12 protein-coding genes are annotated in these 16,148 nt (G+C 66.1%); 10 read left to right on the forward strand and 2 right to left on the reverse strand.

Features of this window, described 5'->3' with window-relative positions:
• Positions 1-10 precede the first annotated feature (10 nt).
• The 5 genes from FFS37_RS23430 (at position 11) to FFS37_RS23450 (ending at position 6,725) form a co-directional block, all read left to right on the forward strand.
• On the forward strand, positions 11-2,128 hold the full coding sequence (locus FFS37_RS23430; protein ID WP_137933344.1) for an ABC transporter permease: 2,118 nt from the start codon (positions 11-13) through the stop codon (positions 2,126-2,128).
• Positions 2,125-3,219: an NHL repeat-containing protein gene (locus FFS37_RS23435; RefSeq protein WP_137933345.1), complete on the forward strand. Its 1,095-nt coding sequence runs from the start codon at positions 2,125-2,127 to the stop codon at positions 3,217-3,219. The genes FFS37_RS23430 and FFS37_RS23435 overlap by 4 nt, the downstream gene beginning before the upstream one ends.
• 3 nt (positions 3,220-3,222) lie before the next feature.
• Entirely contained in the window at positions 3,223-4,722 is a 1,500-nt protein-coding gene (locus FFS37_RS23440; protein WP_137933346.1) for a sugar ABC transporter ATP-binding protein, read from the forward strand.
• Between the two features lie 124 nt (positions 4,723-4,846).
• Positions 4,847-5,743, forward strand: coding sequence for a LysR family transcriptional regulator (locus tag FFS37_RS23445; RefSeq protein ID WP_137933347.1), 897 nt, complete (start codon positions 4,847-4,849; stop codon positions 5,741-5,743).
• A 70-nt stretch (positions 5,744-5,813) separates the two neighbouring features.
• The gene (locus FFS37_RS23450) at positions 5,814-6,725 is read left to right on the forward strand and encodes an arginase family protein (RefSeq protein ID WP_137933348.1); all 912 of its coding nucleotides are present in this window, start codon (positions 5,814-5,816) and stop codon (positions 6,723-6,725) included.
• Between the two features lie 12 nt (positions 6,726-6,737).
• On the opposite strand, the gene FFS37_RS23455 is transcribed toward FFS37_RS23450, so the two are convergent.
• Entirely contained in the window at positions 6,738-8,234 is a 1,497-nt protein-coding gene (locus FFS37_RS23455) for an aldehyde dehydrogenase family protein (protein WP_137933349.1), read from the reverse strand.
• A 142-nt stretch (positions 8,235-8,376) separates the two neighbouring features.
• Here FFS37_RS23455 and FFS37_RS23460 point away from each other — a divergent pair, with 142 nt between their 5' ends.
• The 5 genes from FFS37_RS23460 (at position 8,377) to FFS37_RS23480 (ending at position 15,254) form a co-directional block, all read left to right on the forward strand.
• Positions 8,377-9,120, forward strand: coding sequence for a glucose 1-dehydrogenase (locus FFS37_RS23460; protein ID WP_137933350.1), 744 nt, complete (start codon positions 8,377-8,379; stop codon positions 9,118-9,120).
• A 25-nt stretch (positions 9,121-9,145) separates the two neighbouring features.
• Positions 9,146-10,243, forward strand: a complete 1,098-nt coding sequence (locus tag FFS37_RS23465; RefSeq protein ID WP_137933351.1) for an isocitrate/isopropylmalate dehydrogenase family protein — start codon at positions 9,146-9,148, stop codon at positions 10,241-10,243.
• Positions 10,244-10,265: 22 nt separating this feature from the next.
• Positions 10,266-11,405: an alpha-hydroxy acid oxidase gene (locus FFS37_RS23470; protein ID WP_137933352.1), complete on the forward strand. Its 1,140-nt coding sequence runs from the start codon at positions 10,266-10,268 to the stop codon at positions 11,403-11,405.
• A 142-nt stretch (positions 11,406-11,547) separates the two neighbouring features.
• Complete coding sequence (locus FFS37_RS23475; protein ID WP_137933353.1) at positions 11,548-13,650, forward strand: oxidoreductase; 2,103 nt, start codon at positions 11,548-11,550, stop codon at positions 13,648-13,650.
• A gap of 65 nt (positions 13,651-13,715) precedes the next feature.
• Positions 13,716-15,254 (forward strand): trimethylamine methyltransferase family protein, encoded by a 1,539-nt coding sequence (locus FFS37_RS23480; protein WP_137933354.1) that lies wholly within the window; start codon positions 13,716-13,718, stop codon positions 15,252-15,254.
• A 192-nt stretch (positions 15,255-15,446) separates the two neighbouring features.
• Here FFS37_RS23480 and FFS37_RS23490 read toward each other — a convergent pair whose 3' ends face one another.
• Positions 15,447-16,127: a TetR/AcrR family transcriptional regulator gene (locus FFS37_RS23490; RefSeq protein WP_137933355.1), complete on the reverse strand. Its 681-nt coding sequence runs from the start codon at positions 16,125-16,127 to the stop codon at positions 15,447-15,449.
• Positions 16,128-16,148 lie beyond the last annotated feature (21 nt).

Below are 16,148 nucleotides of genomic sequence, written 5' to 3' on the forward strand. Positions count from 1 at the left end.
GACTGACTTGATGAGCATGGCCGAAAGCCTTGTGCGCTGGCGCTACCGCCTGCTCCCCGACCACGTGGTCGGGGAGATCCTGACCAAGAAGTGGATCGACAGCGTCATCCCCTTCACGGCGCTGGTGATCCTGTGCGCGATCTTCGGCTCGATCGTGCCGGGCTTCTTCGACCTGACGACGCTGACCAATCTCAGCGGCCAGACCGCCGAGCTTGGCCTGGTCGTGCTCGGCATGACCATCGTCATGGTGTCCGGCGGCATCGACCTGTCCGTCGGCTCGACCTTCGCGCTCGCCGTTCTGGTCACGCTCTACGGCATGAATGTCGAGCAATGGAGCTTCGGCACCGGCCTGCTCGCATGCCTGGGCCTCGGCGTCGTCTGCGGCGCCATCAATGGCTTCCTGGTCGGTTTCCTGCGCATGCGGGCATTCCTGACCACGCTGGTCACGCTCATCATCTACCGCTCGACCTTCGACATCGTCTTCCCGCAGGTCTCGACGCCGATCGTCACCAGCGGTCCGGATTCCCCGGCCTATGATTTCCTCGGCTTCGGTACGCTCTGGGGCGTGCCGACATCCTTCGTCGTCTTCGTGGTCATCGCGCTGGCGATCCACCTCGTCCTGTCGCGCGCCCGTTACGGCTGGCGGCTGTTCGCGGTCGGCGGCGCGCGCCGCTCCGCCTACAATGCCGGCATCAATGTGCGTTTCATCCTGTTCAGCGCCTATGTGCTGTGCTCGGTGCTGGTCGCGCTCTCCGGCTTCTTCTTCTCGGCCCGCATCGGCAGCGCCGCTTCCGATATCGGCACCGGGCTCGAACTGCAGGTGCTGACCGCGACCGTGCTCGGCGGCATTTCCCTGGGCGGCGGGCGCGGCTCGGTGGCCAAGGCGCTGATGGGCACGGTCTTCGTGCTCGTCCTGTCGAACAGCCTTCTGGCGCTTGCCGTACCCGGCCCGGTCAATTTCCTGATCCTCGGCTTCGTCTTGCTCTTGTCGGTGCTGCTCGACGTGCGCTGGGTCAAGAACCGTCACAAGATCCTGCGCAGCGTCTACATCTCGCCGACCTTCGCCAAGATGCCGCAGGCAATCTCGACCGCGCCGGGCGCGCCGATGGCCGTCAACGACCGGCTCAAGGATGTCGGCGTCATCGGCCTCGGTTTCCTCGACGGCGCCGAGGATGTCATCTTCGACCGCCAGGACCGCCTCTACACCGGCAGCCGCCAGGGCGACATCCTGCGCTTCAAGCCGCCGCACTACACCGAGAGCGAAGTGTTCGCCCATATTGGCGGCTCGCCGCTCGGCATGGCCTTCGATCGCGACGACAACCTAGTCATCTGCGTCGCCGGCATGGGCCTCTACCAGGTCTCGCCGGCCGGCGAGGTCAAGCTCCTGACCGCCGAGACCAACCGCTCGCTGACTTCGGTGGTCGACGACTCGACCATGAAGCTCGCCGACGACTGCGATATCCTGCCCGACGGCCGCATCGTCTTCTCCGAGGCCACCGTGCGCTTCGAGATGCACGACTGGTACGCCGACGCGCTGGAAAGTCGTGGCAATGGACGCATCATCGTCCACGATCCCAAAACCGGCTCGACGCGCACGCTTTTGTCGAACCTCGTCTTCCCGAACGGCATCTGCACCGCCTTCGACGGCCAGTCCGTGCTGTTCGCCGAAAGCTGGGCCTGCCGCATCAGCCGCTACTATTTCGACGGCCCCAAGAAGGGCAAGGTCGAGCGCGTCCTCGAGGGCCTCCCCGGCTATCCCGACAACATCAACCGTGCCTCGGACGGCACCTACTGGCTGGCGCTGATGGGCATGCGCACGCCGGCGCTCGACCTGTCGCTCGAAATGCCGGGCTTCCGACGCCGCATGGCGCGGCGCGTGTCCGAGGACGCCTGGCTGATGCCCAATCTCAACACCGGCTGCGTGCTGCGCTTCGACGAGAACGGCAACATCCTCGAAAGCCTCTGGGACCAGGCCGGCGAGAAGCATCCGATGATCACCTCCATGCGCGAGCACAAGGGCACGCTCTATCTCTGCGGCATCTTCAACAACCGCATGGGCACCCTGCCGCTGAAAGGCGTCGATCCCGACTGGTTCAGCTCGGATTCCTACTGGGGCAAGAAGCCATGAGCGCCGTGAGCCGGCTTTTCGACCGCTTTCTCGGCCGCGGCGACTGGGCCGTCACGGTGCCGACGCTGGACGGTCCGCTGCTGCCAAACCAGGGGCTGGAGGAAGCACCGACATTCGCCAGCCTGCCCGAGGCCGACAATCTCGTGCGCACCGAAAAGGGCATACTGGCGAGCAGCGCGAACCGGCTGATGCGCCTCGGCGCCGACGGCCAGGCCGAAGTGCTGCAGGAATTTTCCGGCGAGATCACCGCGCTTGCCCATGCGCGCGGCATGACCGCCGTCGCGGTCGACGGCAAGGGTGTAACGATCCGCGGCGGCCTGCATGACGGGCGCGAGCCCACGGGCGACGAGGCGCGCAGGCTGTCCTGCGTCACCGCCCTCACCTTCCTTGACTCCAACAGCCTGCTGATCGCCAACGGCTCCGCCTCGCTGCCAGCCAGCGGCTGGCGCCGCGACCTGATGGAGAAGAACGCGTCCGGTTCGCTGTGGCGCCTCGACCTCAAGAGCGGCCGGCTTGAACTGGTCCGCGACGGCCTCGCCTGGCCCGCCGGCATCGCCACGACAGGTTCCAACCGCATCTATGTCACCGAAGCCTGGCGCCACCGCGTGCTGGCCATCGACCTCGCCACCAGGGCCACCGCGCCGGTGCTGGAACACCTGCCGGCCTATCCCGCACGCATCGCGCCCGCCTTCAACGCCGGCTACTGGCTGAGCTTCTATTCCGTCCGCAACCAGCTGGTGGAGTTCATCCTGCGCGAGGATGGCTACCGCAAGCGCATGCTGGCCGAGGTTCCCGAGGCCTACTGGGTGGCGCCGTCGCTCCACTCATGGCGCGATTACCGCGAACCGATGCAAGGCAGCCAGTTGAAGCAGATGAATGTGCTGAAGCCCTATGCGGTCACCCGGTCCTACGGGTTGGTGGTGCATTGCGACCAGAACATGAAGCCGCTGTCGAGTTTCCATTCACGCGCCGACGGCAAGGTGCACGGCACGCTCAGCGCCTGCGAAACCGGCGACGACCTGCTCGTCGCCTCGCGCGGCGGCTCCCGGATCGTGCGCGTGGCCGCCGCAGCCAGCGGCAAGCGGGGTTAAGCGATGTCGGACGCCAACATCATCGAACTCCGGGGCGCGGCCAAGGCCTTCTCGCGCATCCCCGCCTTCAAGAACGTCGACTTCGACCTGCGCAAGGGCGAGATCCACGCGCTTCTCGGCGAAAACGGCGCCGGCAAGTCGACGCTGACCAAGGTCATGGCGGGCGTGTTCAAGCTGACCGAGGGCAAGATGACCTTCGACGGCAAGGACGTGTCGTTCGCCACGCCCGCCGAGGCACTGCGCGCCGGCATCGCCATGGTGTTCCAGGAAACCAATCTCGTGCCGGCCATGACGGTGGCGCAGAACCTCTATCTCGGCGAAGAGAAGATGTTCAACCGGCTGCGCGGCCTCTACATCCAGGCGCGCCAGTTCCTCGCCGGCATGGGCTTTCAGGTCGACCCGACGGCGCAGGTCAGCACGCTGGGCGCGGCGCACAAGCAGATGGTCGAGATCGCGCGCGCCGTCCACCACAAGGCCCGCGTCATCATCTTCGACGAGCCGACCGCGACATTGACGCCGGAGGAGAAGAGCCATTTCTTCAACCTCCTGCAGCGTCTGGTGAAGGAAGGCATCGCGGTGATCTTCATCACCCATGCGCTGGAAGAGGCGCTCGCGGTCGCCAACCGCATCACCGTCATGCGCGACGGCGAGATCGTCGCGTCCGGCGATGCCAAGGGCTTCACGCGCGCTTCCATCGTGCAGGCCATGGTCGGCCGCACGCTGACCGAAACGCTGCATGGCGAGGTCAAGCGCACGGCGCGCCCCTATGGCGACAAGGTGCTTTCGGTCGAGAACCTGTCCTGCGCCGGGCTGGTGCGCAACTCGTCCTTCTCGGTCTTCTCGGGCCAGGTGACCGGCATGTTCGGCCTTGTCGGCGCCGGCCGCACGGAAATGGCCAAGGTCGTCGCCGGCCTGTTGAAGCGCAACATCTTCCATGGCGGCGAGATTCGCCTGCTTGGCAAATCGGTGCGCTACCGCGTGCCCAGGCCAGCGGTGCGCGACGGCATCGTCTATGTCACCGAGGACCGCAAGGTCGACGGCTTCTTCGAGACCATGACGGCGGGCGAGAACCTGCAGATAGGCGAACTGACCGAGGGCGCCAACCCGGTCTCGATCGTGTCGCTGTCGCGGGCCAGGCAGCTTGCCCGTGAGTGGGGCGACCGCCTGAGGCTGAAGCAGATCAGCGACCGCGCCCGGATGATCGAACTCTCCGGCGGCAATCAGCAAAAGGTCGTGATCGCCAAGTCGCTGATCCAGAAGCCGAAGCTGGTGATCTTCGACGAACCGACGCGCGGCGTCGATGTCGGCGCCATCGTCGAGATCCATCAGTTGATCAGCGATCTTGCCGACCAGGGCATGGCCGTCGTCGTGATTTCCTCCTATCTGCCTGAGATCCTTGCAGTTTCCGATCGCATCCTGGTGGTCAAGCGTGGCCGCGTGGTGGAAGAGATGATGCTGTCGGAGGCGACCGAGGAGCGCGTCATGTTCGCCGCGGTGCACTGAGCGCCGCTTGGCGCGGGAAACGTCTTGCCGGCTAAACCAGGACCAATGGTTGGACCGGCCCTATTGCCTTGCAATCACTTGCGCGTCTGAATAGGTCAGGAGGTCACCTGCTACCTGAACGGACATGTCCAGCATCAACCTCAAACTTCTGCAGACGTTCCTGCTTGCCGCCGAAAACGGCAGCTTCCGGCGTGCTGCCGAAGAAAGCAACCGCTCGCCATCGGCCGTCTCCATGCAGATCCGCGACCTCGAGGAGCAGATCGGCATCTCGCTGTTCATCCGCACCGCGCAACGCGCCAGCCTGACGCCGGAAGGCCAGGTCCTGTTCGAGGAGATCGCCAATGCGATGTCGCAGGTGCAGGCCAGCCTCGACCGGCTGACCGAGATCGCCGCGCGGCGCAAGGGCAAGGTGCAGATCGCCTGTGCCCCCACCCTTGCGGCAAGCCGCCTGGGCGACATACTGGCGACCTTCAAGCTGCGCTATCCCCGCTCGATCGTCGAGGTCATCGAACTGCCCCCGCAGGCCGCCCTCAGCCTGCTGCAGCAGCAGGAGGTCGAGTTCTATATTGGCCCGGAACTGCCCAACCTGACGGACTTCCAGTTCGAGTCCATCCTCGACGATCCGCTGATGGCCTGCATCCCCACCGAAATCTACGGCGGCGAAAAGAAGCTGCTTTTGTCCGACCTGCAGCGCTTCCCGCTCATCCTGCTCAACCGCAAGACGGCGGTGCGCGGGCTGGTCGACCGGCTGACGGCGGCCGAAGGCATCGAGCTCAAGCCGCAATACGAGGTCGAAAGCGCGCAGACGGCGGTGGCGCTGGTGTCGTCGGGGCTGGGTGTCTGCGTCGTCCCCGGCATCGCCATCTCACGCAACGACGAGCGCATGCGCGTGGTGCCCATCGACCACCGCGACGCCCACCGTTCGGTCGGCATCATCACCGCGCGCGGCTACGTGCACCACTCCTTCTCCGAACAGCTGATGAACCTGATCCGCACCAATTTGCGCGAACTGGCGGGCTAGGCACGGCAACGCGCGCGCCAAGTCGACGTTCCCTCGCCTTCCCATCACCAACCCGCAAAAGGATCCCGACATGTCCCAGCATCCCGGCTTTCTCGGTTTTCCCGCCCATTTGCCCGGCGGTGCAAAGCCGCGCGTGGTTCTGTTCGGCGCGCCGCACGGCAGCACCTATCCCGGCGCCGATCCTTCAGGCTTTGCCGCCGCGCCGGCCGCCATCCGCGCCGCGAGCCAGGGCGATGTGCAATTCCTTGACAGCTGGGACTTCGACCTGGACGGCCCTCTCTTCGCGGACGGCGTATCCTCGTGCGTCGATGCCGGCGACCTCGCGACATCGGCTTCCGACAATGCCGGAAATCGCAGGCTTGTCGAAGAGAAGACCCGCGCCGTCCTCGACGCCGGCGCCACGCCGGTGATGATGGGTGGCGACGATTCCGTGCCCATCCCCTTCTTCGCCGGTTTCGCCGGCCACGGCCCGATCTGGATTTTGCAGATCGATGCCCATATCGACTGGCGCGACGAGCGCTTCGGCGAGCCGCTCGGCTTTTCCAGCACCATGCGCCGGGCAAGCGAGATGGCCCATGTCGCGGGCATCGTGCAGGTGGGCATGCGCGGCGTCGGCAGCGCCCGACCACAAGAGGTCGAGACCGCCAGACGCTGGGGCGCCCATCTCGTCACCGCGCGGGAGATCCACGCCGAAGGCGTCCAGGCCACCCTCAAGCACATACCCGAGGGCGCGCGCGTGGTGGTGACCCTCGATTGCGACGGGCTCGACCCCGGCATCATGCCAGGTGTGGCCGGTCGCGCGGCCGGCGGGCTGAACTATCAGCAGGCCATCGGGCTGATCGAAGGCGCGAGCAAGCGCGGCCGTCTCGTCGGCTTCGACCTCATCGAATTCCATACGACAGATGACGTTGCCGGCATCACGGCGCTCACGGCCGCACGCCTCATCGTCAACGCCATCGGGCGTATCGTCAGGCAGGATTGAGCCGTCGCCGGCTCAATCGGTCTGAATCCAGACCGCCTTGGTCTCCAGATACTCGTGCAGATGCTCGACGCCGCCCTCGCGGCCATAGCCGGACATCTTCATGCCGCCGAACGGCACCGCCGGATCGATGGCATGGTACATGTTGACCCACACCGAGCCGGCCTTGACGCGCCGCGCCAGCTTGTGCGCGGTTCCCAGATTGGTGGTGAAGATGCCGGCCGCCAGCCCGTAGGGCGTGGCATTGGCGCGCGCGACCGCTTCGTCCAGCGTGTCGAAGGGCATGGCCGAGATGACCGGCCCGAAAATCTCTTCGCGCGCGATCGTCATCTTGTCCGACACCGCGCCAAAGACGGTCGGCGCGATGAAGTTGCCGCCATCGTAGAGAGCACCCTTCAGCCGCGTGCCGCCGGCCACCAGTTCGGCGCCCTCGTCGCTGCCGGCCTTGATGTAGCCTTCGACCTTGCCGGCCTGCCTGGCATTGATGAGCGGCCCGATTTCCGTCTGCTCCTCGATGCCGTGGCCGATGCGCAGCTTGCCGGCGAATTCGCCGACCCGGCGCACGAACTCGTCATGGATCTCGCGCGCCACGAACAGCCGCGAGCCGGCGATGCAGATCTGGCCGGAATGCACGAACACCGCCATGGCCGCGACAGGCACGGCCTTGTCGATATCAGCGTCGCGGCAGACAATGATCGGCGACTTGCCGCCGAGTTCCAGCGAGACGCGCTTGAGATTGTTCACCCCGGCCCGCGCGATCGCCTGGCCGGTCAGCGTCGAGCCGGTGAACACGATCTTGTTGACGTCTGGGTGCTCGGCCAGCCGCGCGCCGGCTTCCGCCCCGGTGCCGGTGACGATGTTGACGACGCCGTCCGGCACGCCGGCCTCCTGCATCAGCCGCGCGATCAGCAGCGGTGTCAGCGATGCGTCCTCCGACGGCTTCAGCACGATGGTGCAGCCGGTGGCGAGCGCCGGCGCGATCTTCCAGATCGACGCGGCGGTCGGCGCATTCCAGGGAATGATGGCGCCGACGACGCCGACCGGCTCGCGCCTCGTGAAGGTGACGATCTCTCCCGGGATGGAGTTGTCGATCGCCTCGCCATGCAGCGCGGTCGCCATGCCGCCATAGAAGCGCAGCATGCCGATGACGCGGCGCCGGTTGGCCAGCGTGCGCGTGATCGGCAGCCCCATGTCGAGCGTGTCGGAAACGCTGAGCTCTTCCCAGTGCTTTTCAAACAGATCGGCGATCCTGAGCAGCACGCATTGCCGCTCGTAGGGCGAAAACTTCGACCAGGGACCTTCGAAGGCGGCACGCGCCGCTGCCACCGCCGCGTCGATGTCGGCGGCGCCGCCGCGCGGCACCGTGGCCAGCACCTCGCCGGTCGCCGGGTTGAGCGCCTGCATCTCCTGGCCGGATTGCGCCGCGACCCACTTGCCGCCGATGAACATCGGCCGGAATTCGCCATGGTAGAGCGTCGTCGCCTTCGCCCTCGGGTCGAAGTTCAGCGTCATCTCTTCCTCCTTGAGAATTCCGCCGCGACTATTACTCCCGCAGTCCGCGACCTCAAACAAGGAAAGCTAAAAGGGCGTTCAGATAATCGGACTGTGCAACGCGCGCGACTTCCCCGATTGTGCCGGCAACGGAGGAACAGCCATGAGACTTGCAGGCAAGGTCGCCATCGTCACCGGCGGCGGTTCGGGATTTGGCGAAGGCATCGTCAGGAAATTCGTCGCGGAAGGCGCGCTGGTCGTCCTGATGGACCGTGACGCGGCCGCCGCCTCGCGCGTCGCGAACGAAACCGGGAAAAACGTGCGGCCGATCACCGGCGACGTCTCGACGCTGGAAAGCTTCACGGCGGCGGCCGATCTCGCCCGCTCGGCGTTTGGCGGTCTCGACATATTGGTCAACAATGCCGGCGTCGCGCAGCCGCCACTGCCGCTCGAGACCATGGAAGAGCAGCTGTTCGACCGCATCGCCGACGTCAACATGCGCTCGATCTACAATGGCTCGCGCGCGGTCGTCCCGCATTTCAAGGCGATCAAGTCGGGCGCCATCCTCAACGTCGCTTCGACCGGCGGCGTCTCGCCGCGCCCCAACCTCACCTGGTACAATGCCTCCAAGGGCTGGGCGATTGCCGCCACCCGGGCCATGGCCGTGGAGCTGGCCCCCTTCGGCATCCGCGTCAACGCCATAAACCCGGTTGCCGGCGATACGCCGCTGCTCTCGACCTTCATCGGCTCGGGCGAGGAGAACCGCGCCCGGGTCGTCGCGACCATTCCGATCGGCCGCCTGTCGACGCCGCAGGACATGGGCAATGCGGCCGCCTTCCTCTGTTCCGACGAAGCCAGCATGATCACCGGCGTCGACCTCAACGTCGATGGCGGCAAGTGCATCTGAACCGGCGTCCCCTGAGGGTTTGGCGATGAAGGATACCTACCGGATCGCGGTCGTGCATGGCGACGGCATCGGCCCCGAAGTCTGCTCCGCCACGGTCGAGGTGGTGAAGGCGGCACTCGCGACCTCCAATCCGCTGCGCTTCGACGAATACCCCGCCGGCGCGGAGCATTTCCTCAAGACCGGCCAAAGCTTTCCAGAGCCGACTTTCAAGGCCTGCCGGGAGGCCGATGCCATCCTGCACGGCGCCGGCGGCCTGCCGGGCGTCGTCCATCCGGACGGCACCGAAGCCGGCCTGGACTTCACGCTGAAACTGCGCTTCGAGCTCGACCTCTACGCCAACATCCGCCCGATCCGCCTGTTCGAGGGCGTGCAGAGCCCGCTGGCCGGCATGAAGGCCGGCGACATCGATTACATCATCCTGCGCGAGAACAGCGAAGGCCTTTATGCGGCACGCGGCTCGGGCGCGCTGCTGCGCGGGGAAGTCGCGGTCGACACGCTGGTGCAGACCCGCGCCGGCATCGAGCGCATCGTGCGCAAGGCTTTCGAACTGGCCCGCCTGTCCAGGGGCGCGCCGCGCGACGGCGTGCGCCGCGTCACCTGCTGCGACAAGGCCAACGTCCTGCGCAGCTACGCCTTCTTCCGCTCGGTCTTCGACGAGGTGGCGAAGGACTATCCCGACATTGTCACCGAATATGCGCTGGTCGATGCCATGGCCATGCACCTCGTGCTGAAGCCGGGCCACTTCAACGTCATCGTCTCGGAGAACATGTTCGGCGACATCCTGTCCGACCTCGCGGCCGCCACCGTCGGCGGCATGGGCATGGCGCCGTCGGCCGAGATCGGCGAGGCAAATGGCTTCTTCCAGGCCGCGCACGGCTCGGCGCCCGACATTGCGGGCAAGGGCATCGCCAATCCCTACGGCACGATCCTGTCGGCGGCTTCCATGCTTGACTGGCTCGGCCACAGGCATGGCGACGAAAGGCTGAACGACGCGGCCGAGCGCATCCGGAGCATCACCGAATCCTGCCTCGCCGGCGGCCTGCTCAGCGCCGACCTGAAAGGAAAATCGTCGACGCGCGAGATCACGCAGGCCGTCTGCGAACGGCTGGCTGGCCGGGCGTGATGCGGCCGGCCGGCTTCTGAACATGGGTTCGCTCGATCGCCTGGTTTCGGTCGAGGATTTCCGCCAGCTCGCGCGCCGGCGCCTGCCGAAATCGATCTTCGAATTCGTCGACGGCGGCGCCGGGCAGGAACTGACGCTTGCGGCCAACCGCGCCGACTTCGAGCGCATCCGGCTGATACCGCGCGTGCTGACCGATGTGTCGCGACCGGACCTCTCCACTTCGCTCTTCTCGCAGAGCCTGCCGACACCGCTGGTGATCAGCCCCATGGGCTCCTGCTCCCTGGTCTGGCCGCAAGCCGACATCGCGATCGCCAGGGCGGCGGCGGCGCGCGGCATCCCCTACACGCTCTCCACCATGGCCACGACCGGCATCGAGCGCATGGCCAGGGCCGTGGACGGGCCGCTCTGGTTTCAGCTCTATGTCTTGAGGGATCTCGACTTCGTCAGGCAATTGACCCAGCGGGCGCGGGAAAACGGCTATTCGACGCTGGTGGTGACCGTCGACCTGCAGGCGGGTGGAAAGCGCGAGAAGGACCTGCGCAACGGCATCTCGATCCCGCTGCGCCCCTCGCCTCGCCACGTGCTCGAAGGCATGCTGCGCCCGGGCTGGTCGCTGCGCCTGCTGCGTGGCGGCCTGCCGCAATTCGAGAACGTGCGCGGCTATCTCGGCGACACCAGCGCCGGACTGACGATCGCGGCGCGCGTCGGCGCCAATCTTCATGCCGGCTTCGGCTGGGACGATTTCCGCCGCATCCGCGACTGGTGGCAAGGGCCGCTGGTGGTCAAGGGCGTTCTGCATGCCGGCGACGCAGCCGCTCTCATGGCGGCTGGGGCCGACGGCATCTGGGTGTCCAACCATGGCGGCCGCCAGCTGGACAGCGCGATTTCGAGCATCGATGCCCTGCCCGCGATCCGCCATGCGCTGGGGGCGCAAGTGCCGATCCTCATCGATTCCGGCATCCGCACCGGCATGGACGTCATCAAGGCCGGAGCGCTTGGCGCCGGCGCGGCCGCGATCGGCCGGGCCGCCCTGTTCGGCGCCGCGGCTGGAGAGGCTGGTGTCGCCAGGGTGCTCGATATCCTGCTGGAAGATATCGCCAACGGCCTGAAGCTCGCCGGCGCGCCGGTGTTCAGACAGATCGGTCCCGACCTGATCGCGTGAGAAGGCCAGACCGGCCGCAATACCGCTGAATGTGCTTCCCTTTCTCAACCGGTCCCTGCCGGCACTTGGGCCATTGCGTTCCGCGGTTTCCGCGAATATGCTTGTTGAACGATCGTACAACAAGCATATTCGCAGAGCCCACATGACCTGCAATCCCCGCTATGAAATCCTGTTCGAGCCGATGCGGATCGGACCCGTCACCGCGCCCAACCGCTTCTACCAGGTGCCGCACGCCAGCGGCATGACCAACGCCCTTCCCCGGGTTCGTGCCGCCTTTCGCGAGGCCAAGGCCGAGGGCGGCTGGGGCGTGATCTGCACCGGCGCCTGTTCGATCGACCCGAGCTCCGACGACGCGCCCCTGCCCTTCGCCACGCTTTGGGACGACAACGACATCCGCGCCCATGCGCTGATGACGGAAGCGGTCCACCGTCATGGCTCGCTTGCCGGCGTGGAGCTATGGCATGGCGGCGCATCGGTCATGAACCGGGCGAGCCGCCTGCCGCCGCTGTCGCCGTCGGGCATTCCCTGGATGGCCACGCATGTCGGCTTCATGGGCAATCTCAGGCCGAAAACGATGGACAAGGCCGACATAAAAGAGGTGCTGCGGTGCCAGGCCGAAGCGGCGCGCAAGGCACGTACGGCCGGCTTCGACGTGGTCTATGTCTATGCCGGAATGGGCTATCTCGGCTACGAATTCCTGCTGCCCGAATACAATCATCGCGTCGACGAATATGGTGGCTCGATCGAGAACCGGGTGCGCTTCGTGCGCGAGATGATCGAGGTCACCAAGGAGGCCGTCGGCAAGGATTGCGGCGTGGCGCTGCGCGTCAGCCTCGAGGAACTGCGCGGCCGGCCGGGCCGCAACCAGCCTTCCGAAGCGCACGAGCTGATCGAACTGCTGGCCGACCTGCCTGATCTCTTCGACGTCAAGATGGACTCCAGCCCGACCGACTGTTCGGCATCGCGCTTCACCGGTGAAGGCAGCCATGAACCGGTGATCGATTTCGTCAAATCGCTGACGAAGAAGCCGGTGGTCGGTGTCGGCCGCTTCACCTCGCCCGACACGATGGTGTCGCAGATCAAACGCGGCGTGCTCGACTTCATCGGCGGCGCGCGACCGTCCATCGCCGATCCCTTCCTGCCGGCCAAGATCCGCGAAGGCCGCGAGGCCGAGATCCGCGAATGCATCGGCTGCAACATCTGCATTTCGAGCTGGCATGACGGCGTGCCGGTACGCTGCACCCAGAACCCGACCGCCGGCGAGGAATGGCGGCGCGGCTGGCATCCCGAACGCGCCGGCCGTACCGACACACCGGAACGCATCCTCATCGTGGGCGGCGGCCCGGCAGGCCTCGAATGCGCTCTGACGCTCGGCCGGCGCGGCCATGAGGTGACACTGGCCGACGCCAACCGCAATTTCGGCGGACGGCTGACCTTCGAAAAGACCTTGCCCGGCCTGTCGGCCTGGAACCGTGTCGTCGACTATCGCCTCGGCCGCCTCGGAGAGATGGGCAATGTCTCGCTCTATCCCGAGAGTGCGCTTGGAGTGGACGAGATCATCGATCTGGCGCCGGAGCGCGTGGTGCTGGCGACCGGCGCGCGCTGGACGGACATGCTCTATTCCTCGATGGAGATCCCGGTCGGCCGGCTCGATCGTGCCGGCGTGTTCACGCCCGACGACATCGCCGCCGGACGGTTGCCGCAAGGGCCGACGCTCGTCTTCGATTTCGACAATTACTACATGGGCGGCGTGCTGACCGAACATCTGGCAGCACTTGGCATCCCCGTCAGTTACGTCACGCCGGCCGGCCAGGCGTCCGCATGGACGATCATGACCAATGAGTTGCCGCTGGTGCATCGTGCGCTGGCGCGCCGCAACGTGCCGGTGACGACGCTGCATCTGCTGAAATCCTTCGACGGCGAGACGGCGACGCTGGCGCATCTGTTCACCGGCGAGGAAAGCAGCATTGCCTGCCGCTCGGTGCTGATCGTCGGGCTGAGGCTGCCGCGCAATGAACTGTTCGAGGCGCTCACGGAGCGCGCGGGCGAACTTGAGGCCGCAGGTATCAAAACCGTCGATCGCATCGGTGATACGCTGGCGCCGGGCGCCATCGCCCATGCCGTGCACAGCGGCCATAAGCTCGCGCAGGAGATCGGCGCGAAAAGCCGCGGGCAGCCCTATCGCCGCGACACGCCGATCGTCGATGCCGTGACGGATTTCGATATGCGCACGGCAGCCGAATAGGAGCAATTCCAGGAAAAGCGTGAAGCGGTTTTCCGTTCGGAATTGCATCAAGCAGGGAGAGACGCATGGAACGCATCGCCGCACGTCGCAGACCCGGCCGCCCGCAGCGCGAGATCGGCGGCATCGAACAGCGGCCATGGAAGCAGCTGACGCGGCCCTATCAGCCGATCGAGATCCTGTCGGCCGATCAGGTGCAGACGATCCACGAAATGGGCCTGACCATCCTGGAAGAGATCGGCATGCGCGTGCTGCAGCCAAGGGCGCGCGCGCTCTATCGCGCGGCCGGTTGCGATGTCGACGAAGGCGAGATGCGGGTGCGCTTCGACCGCACCATGGTGATGGAGCGCGTCGCCATGGCGCCGTCATCCTTCGAACTGCGTGCGCGCAATCCGGAAAAGAACGTCAAGGTCGGCGGCAAGCACTGTATCCTGTCGTCGGTCGGCGGGCCGGCCTATGTCATGGACAATGATCGCGGCCGCCGCCCCGGCACCTATGCCGAGATGTGCGACTACCTCAAGCTCGTCCAGTCGTTCAACGTGCTGCATCAGGAAGGCGGCGGGCCGTTCGAGCCGCTCGACCTGCACCAGAACACCAGGCATCTCGACCTCTACTATGCCGAGATCACGCTGCTCGACAAGAACTGGCAGCCACAGGCGCTGGGCCGCGGGCGCGCCATCGACGCCCTGGAAATGGTGGCGATCTCGCTCGGCACGACGCGTGAAAGACTGGCGCAGGAAATGCCCGTCTTCACCGGCATCATCAACACCAATTCGCCGCTGCAGCTCGACGAGCCGATGGCCGAAGGCCTGATCGAGTTGGCCGAGCACGGCCAGGTCAATGTCATCACGCCGTTCACGCTGGCCGGCGCCATGAGCCCGGTGACATTGGCCGGCGCGCTGTCGCAGCAGCATGCCGAGGCGCTGGCCGGCATCGTGCTGACGCAGATCGTGCGCCCGGGCGTCCCGGTGATGTATGGCGGCTTTACCTCGAACGTCGACATGAAGACCGGCGCGCCCGCCTTCGGCACGCCTGAATACACGCAGGCCGCGCAGATCACCGGGCAGCTCTGCCGGCTGATCGGCGTGCCGTTCCGCTCCAGCAATGTCACCGCCGCCAATGCGGTCGACGCGCAGGCCGCCTATGAGAGCGCCATGTCGCTGTGGGGTTGCCTGATGGGTGGCGCCAATCTGGTGCTGCACGCGGCCGGCTGGCTGGGCGGCGGCCTCACCGCCTCCTTCGAGAAGCTTGTCATCGACGCCGAGATGCTGCAGATGATGTCGGCCTATTTCGACCCGCCCGTGGTCGATATCGACACGCTGGCGCTTGATGCCGTGCGCGAGGTCGGGCCGGCCGGGCATTTCTTCGGCGCCGCCCACACCATGCAGCGCTACGAGCGCGCCTTCTATTCGCCGCTGGTGTCCAACTGGGACAATTACGACACCTGGCTCGAACGCGGCCAGGTCACGGCGCGCGAAAGGGCCAATGTCGTGTGGAAGCGCATGGTCGCCGAATACGAGCAGCCGCCGATCGACCCCGGCATCGACGAGGCGCTTCGCGACTACATGGAGCGGCGGAAACGCGAGGGTGGTTCGCCGCTGAATTGAGGGGGAAGGTAGCGCGAGGCACCCCTCTCTGTCCTGCCGGACATCTCCCCCGCAAGGGGGGAGATCAGCAGATCCATTGGAGGCGCTTCTCCTTCAACGTCGACAATTGGCGAAGGCGACATCTGATCTCCCCCCTTGCGGGGGAGATGGCCGGCAGGCCAGAGAGGGGTGCCTCGCGCCGACGTCCAATCGTTACCCCTCCCGCAAAGCCCCCACCTGTGCCTCCAGCATCTCGAACCCGGCAGCTTCCGCCGCCTGCGGCGTCACCACGCTCTCATCGAGGCACCACTCCAGCCACAGCCCGTCGACCAAAGCGATGAAATTGCGCGCCAGCGCCGGCGCATCGACTTGCCGGCCGCGCGGCAAGGCGACCGCCGCAATGTCCTCGGCGAGCTCGGCCCGGTAGGCATCGTAGAGTTCGCGGTGCGCCGCCTTGAGACGCGGATTGACGGCGATCTCGCCCCACAGCGACAGCCAGATCAAAAGGTTCTCACGGCTGAAATATTCAGGCGAAAAATTGGAATGCACCAAGGCGGCAAGGGCCGCCTGCGGCGACCAATCGGAAGTTTCCGCACGCCGACGCTTGGCTTCGGCGATCTGGTTGTTGACCGAGGCATAGAGCGAGGATTTGTAGACCTCGACCAGCAATCCATCGAGGCTTTCGAAATGATGGTTGATGAGGCCGCGCGACACGCCGGCCTGCTTGCAGATGCGATCGATGGTGAAGGCGCCGATGCCGCCGACCGACAGGCAGCGCGTCGCCGCCTCGATCAGCATGGAGCGGCGCACATCGGCTTGCTCTCGGCTGAAGCGCGGCGGAGCTTTCTTGGCGCCGCGCTTCTTTCTTGCATCTTCCGGTTGGGCTTCCGTCATGGACTCCAGCTAATCGATTAT

It is taken from the genome of Mesorhizobium comanense (assembly GCF_005503535.1).
Classification (GTDB): domain Bacteria; phylum Pseudomonadota; class Alphaproteobacteria; order Rhizobiales; family Rhizobiaceae; genus Mesorhizobium; species Mesorhizobium comanense.

Coding starts and splice junctions, on each gene's coding strand:
- FFS37_RS23480 (WP_137933354.1), top strand. CDS start 13,716: ATGGAACGCATCGCCGCACGTCGCAGACCCGGCCGCCCGCAGCGCGAG.
- FFS37_RS23450 (WP_137933348.1), top strand. CDS start 5,814: ATGTCCCAGCATCCCGGCTTTCTCGGTTTTCCCGCCCATTTGCCCGGC.
- FFS37_RS23455 (WP_137933349.1), bottom strand. CDS start 8,234: ATGACGCTGAACTTCGACCCGAGGGCGAAGGCGACGACGCTCTACCAT.
- FFS37_RS23440 (WP_137933346.1), top strand. CDS start 3,223: ATGTCGGACGCCAACATCATCGAACTCCGGGGCGCGGCCAAGGCCTTC.
- FFS37_RS23435 (WP_137933345.1), top strand. CDS start 2,125: ATGAGCGCCGTGAGCCGGCTTTTCGACCGCTTTCTCGGCCGCGGCGAC.
- FFS37_RS23430 (WP_137933344.1), top strand. CDS start 11: ATGAGCATGGCCGAAAGCCTTGTGCGCTGGCGCTACCGCCTGCTCCCC.
- FFS37_RS23470 (WP_137933352.1), top strand. CDS start 10,266: ATGGGTTCGCTCGATCGCCTGGTTTCGGTCGAGGATTTCCGCCAGCTC.
- FFS37_RS23460 (WP_137933350.1), top strand. CDS start 8,377: ATGAGACTTGCAGGCAAGGTCGCCATCGTCACCGGCGGCGGTTCGGGA.
- FFS37_RS23475 (WP_137933353.1), top strand. CDS start 11,548: ATGACCTGCAATCCCCGCTATGAAATCCTGTTCGAGCCGATGCGGATC.
- FFS37_RS23445 (WP_137933347.1), top strand. CDS start 4,847: ATGTCCAGCATCAACCTCAAACTTCTGCAGACGTTCCTGCTTGCCGCC.
- FFS37_RS23490 (WP_137933355.1), bottom strand. CDS start 16,127: ATGACGGAAGCCCAACCGGAAGATGCAAGAAAGAAGCGCGGCGCCAAG.
- FFS37_RS23465 (WP_137933351.1), top strand. CDS start 9,146: ATGAAGGATACCTACCGGATCGCGGTCGTGCATGGCGACGGCATCGGC.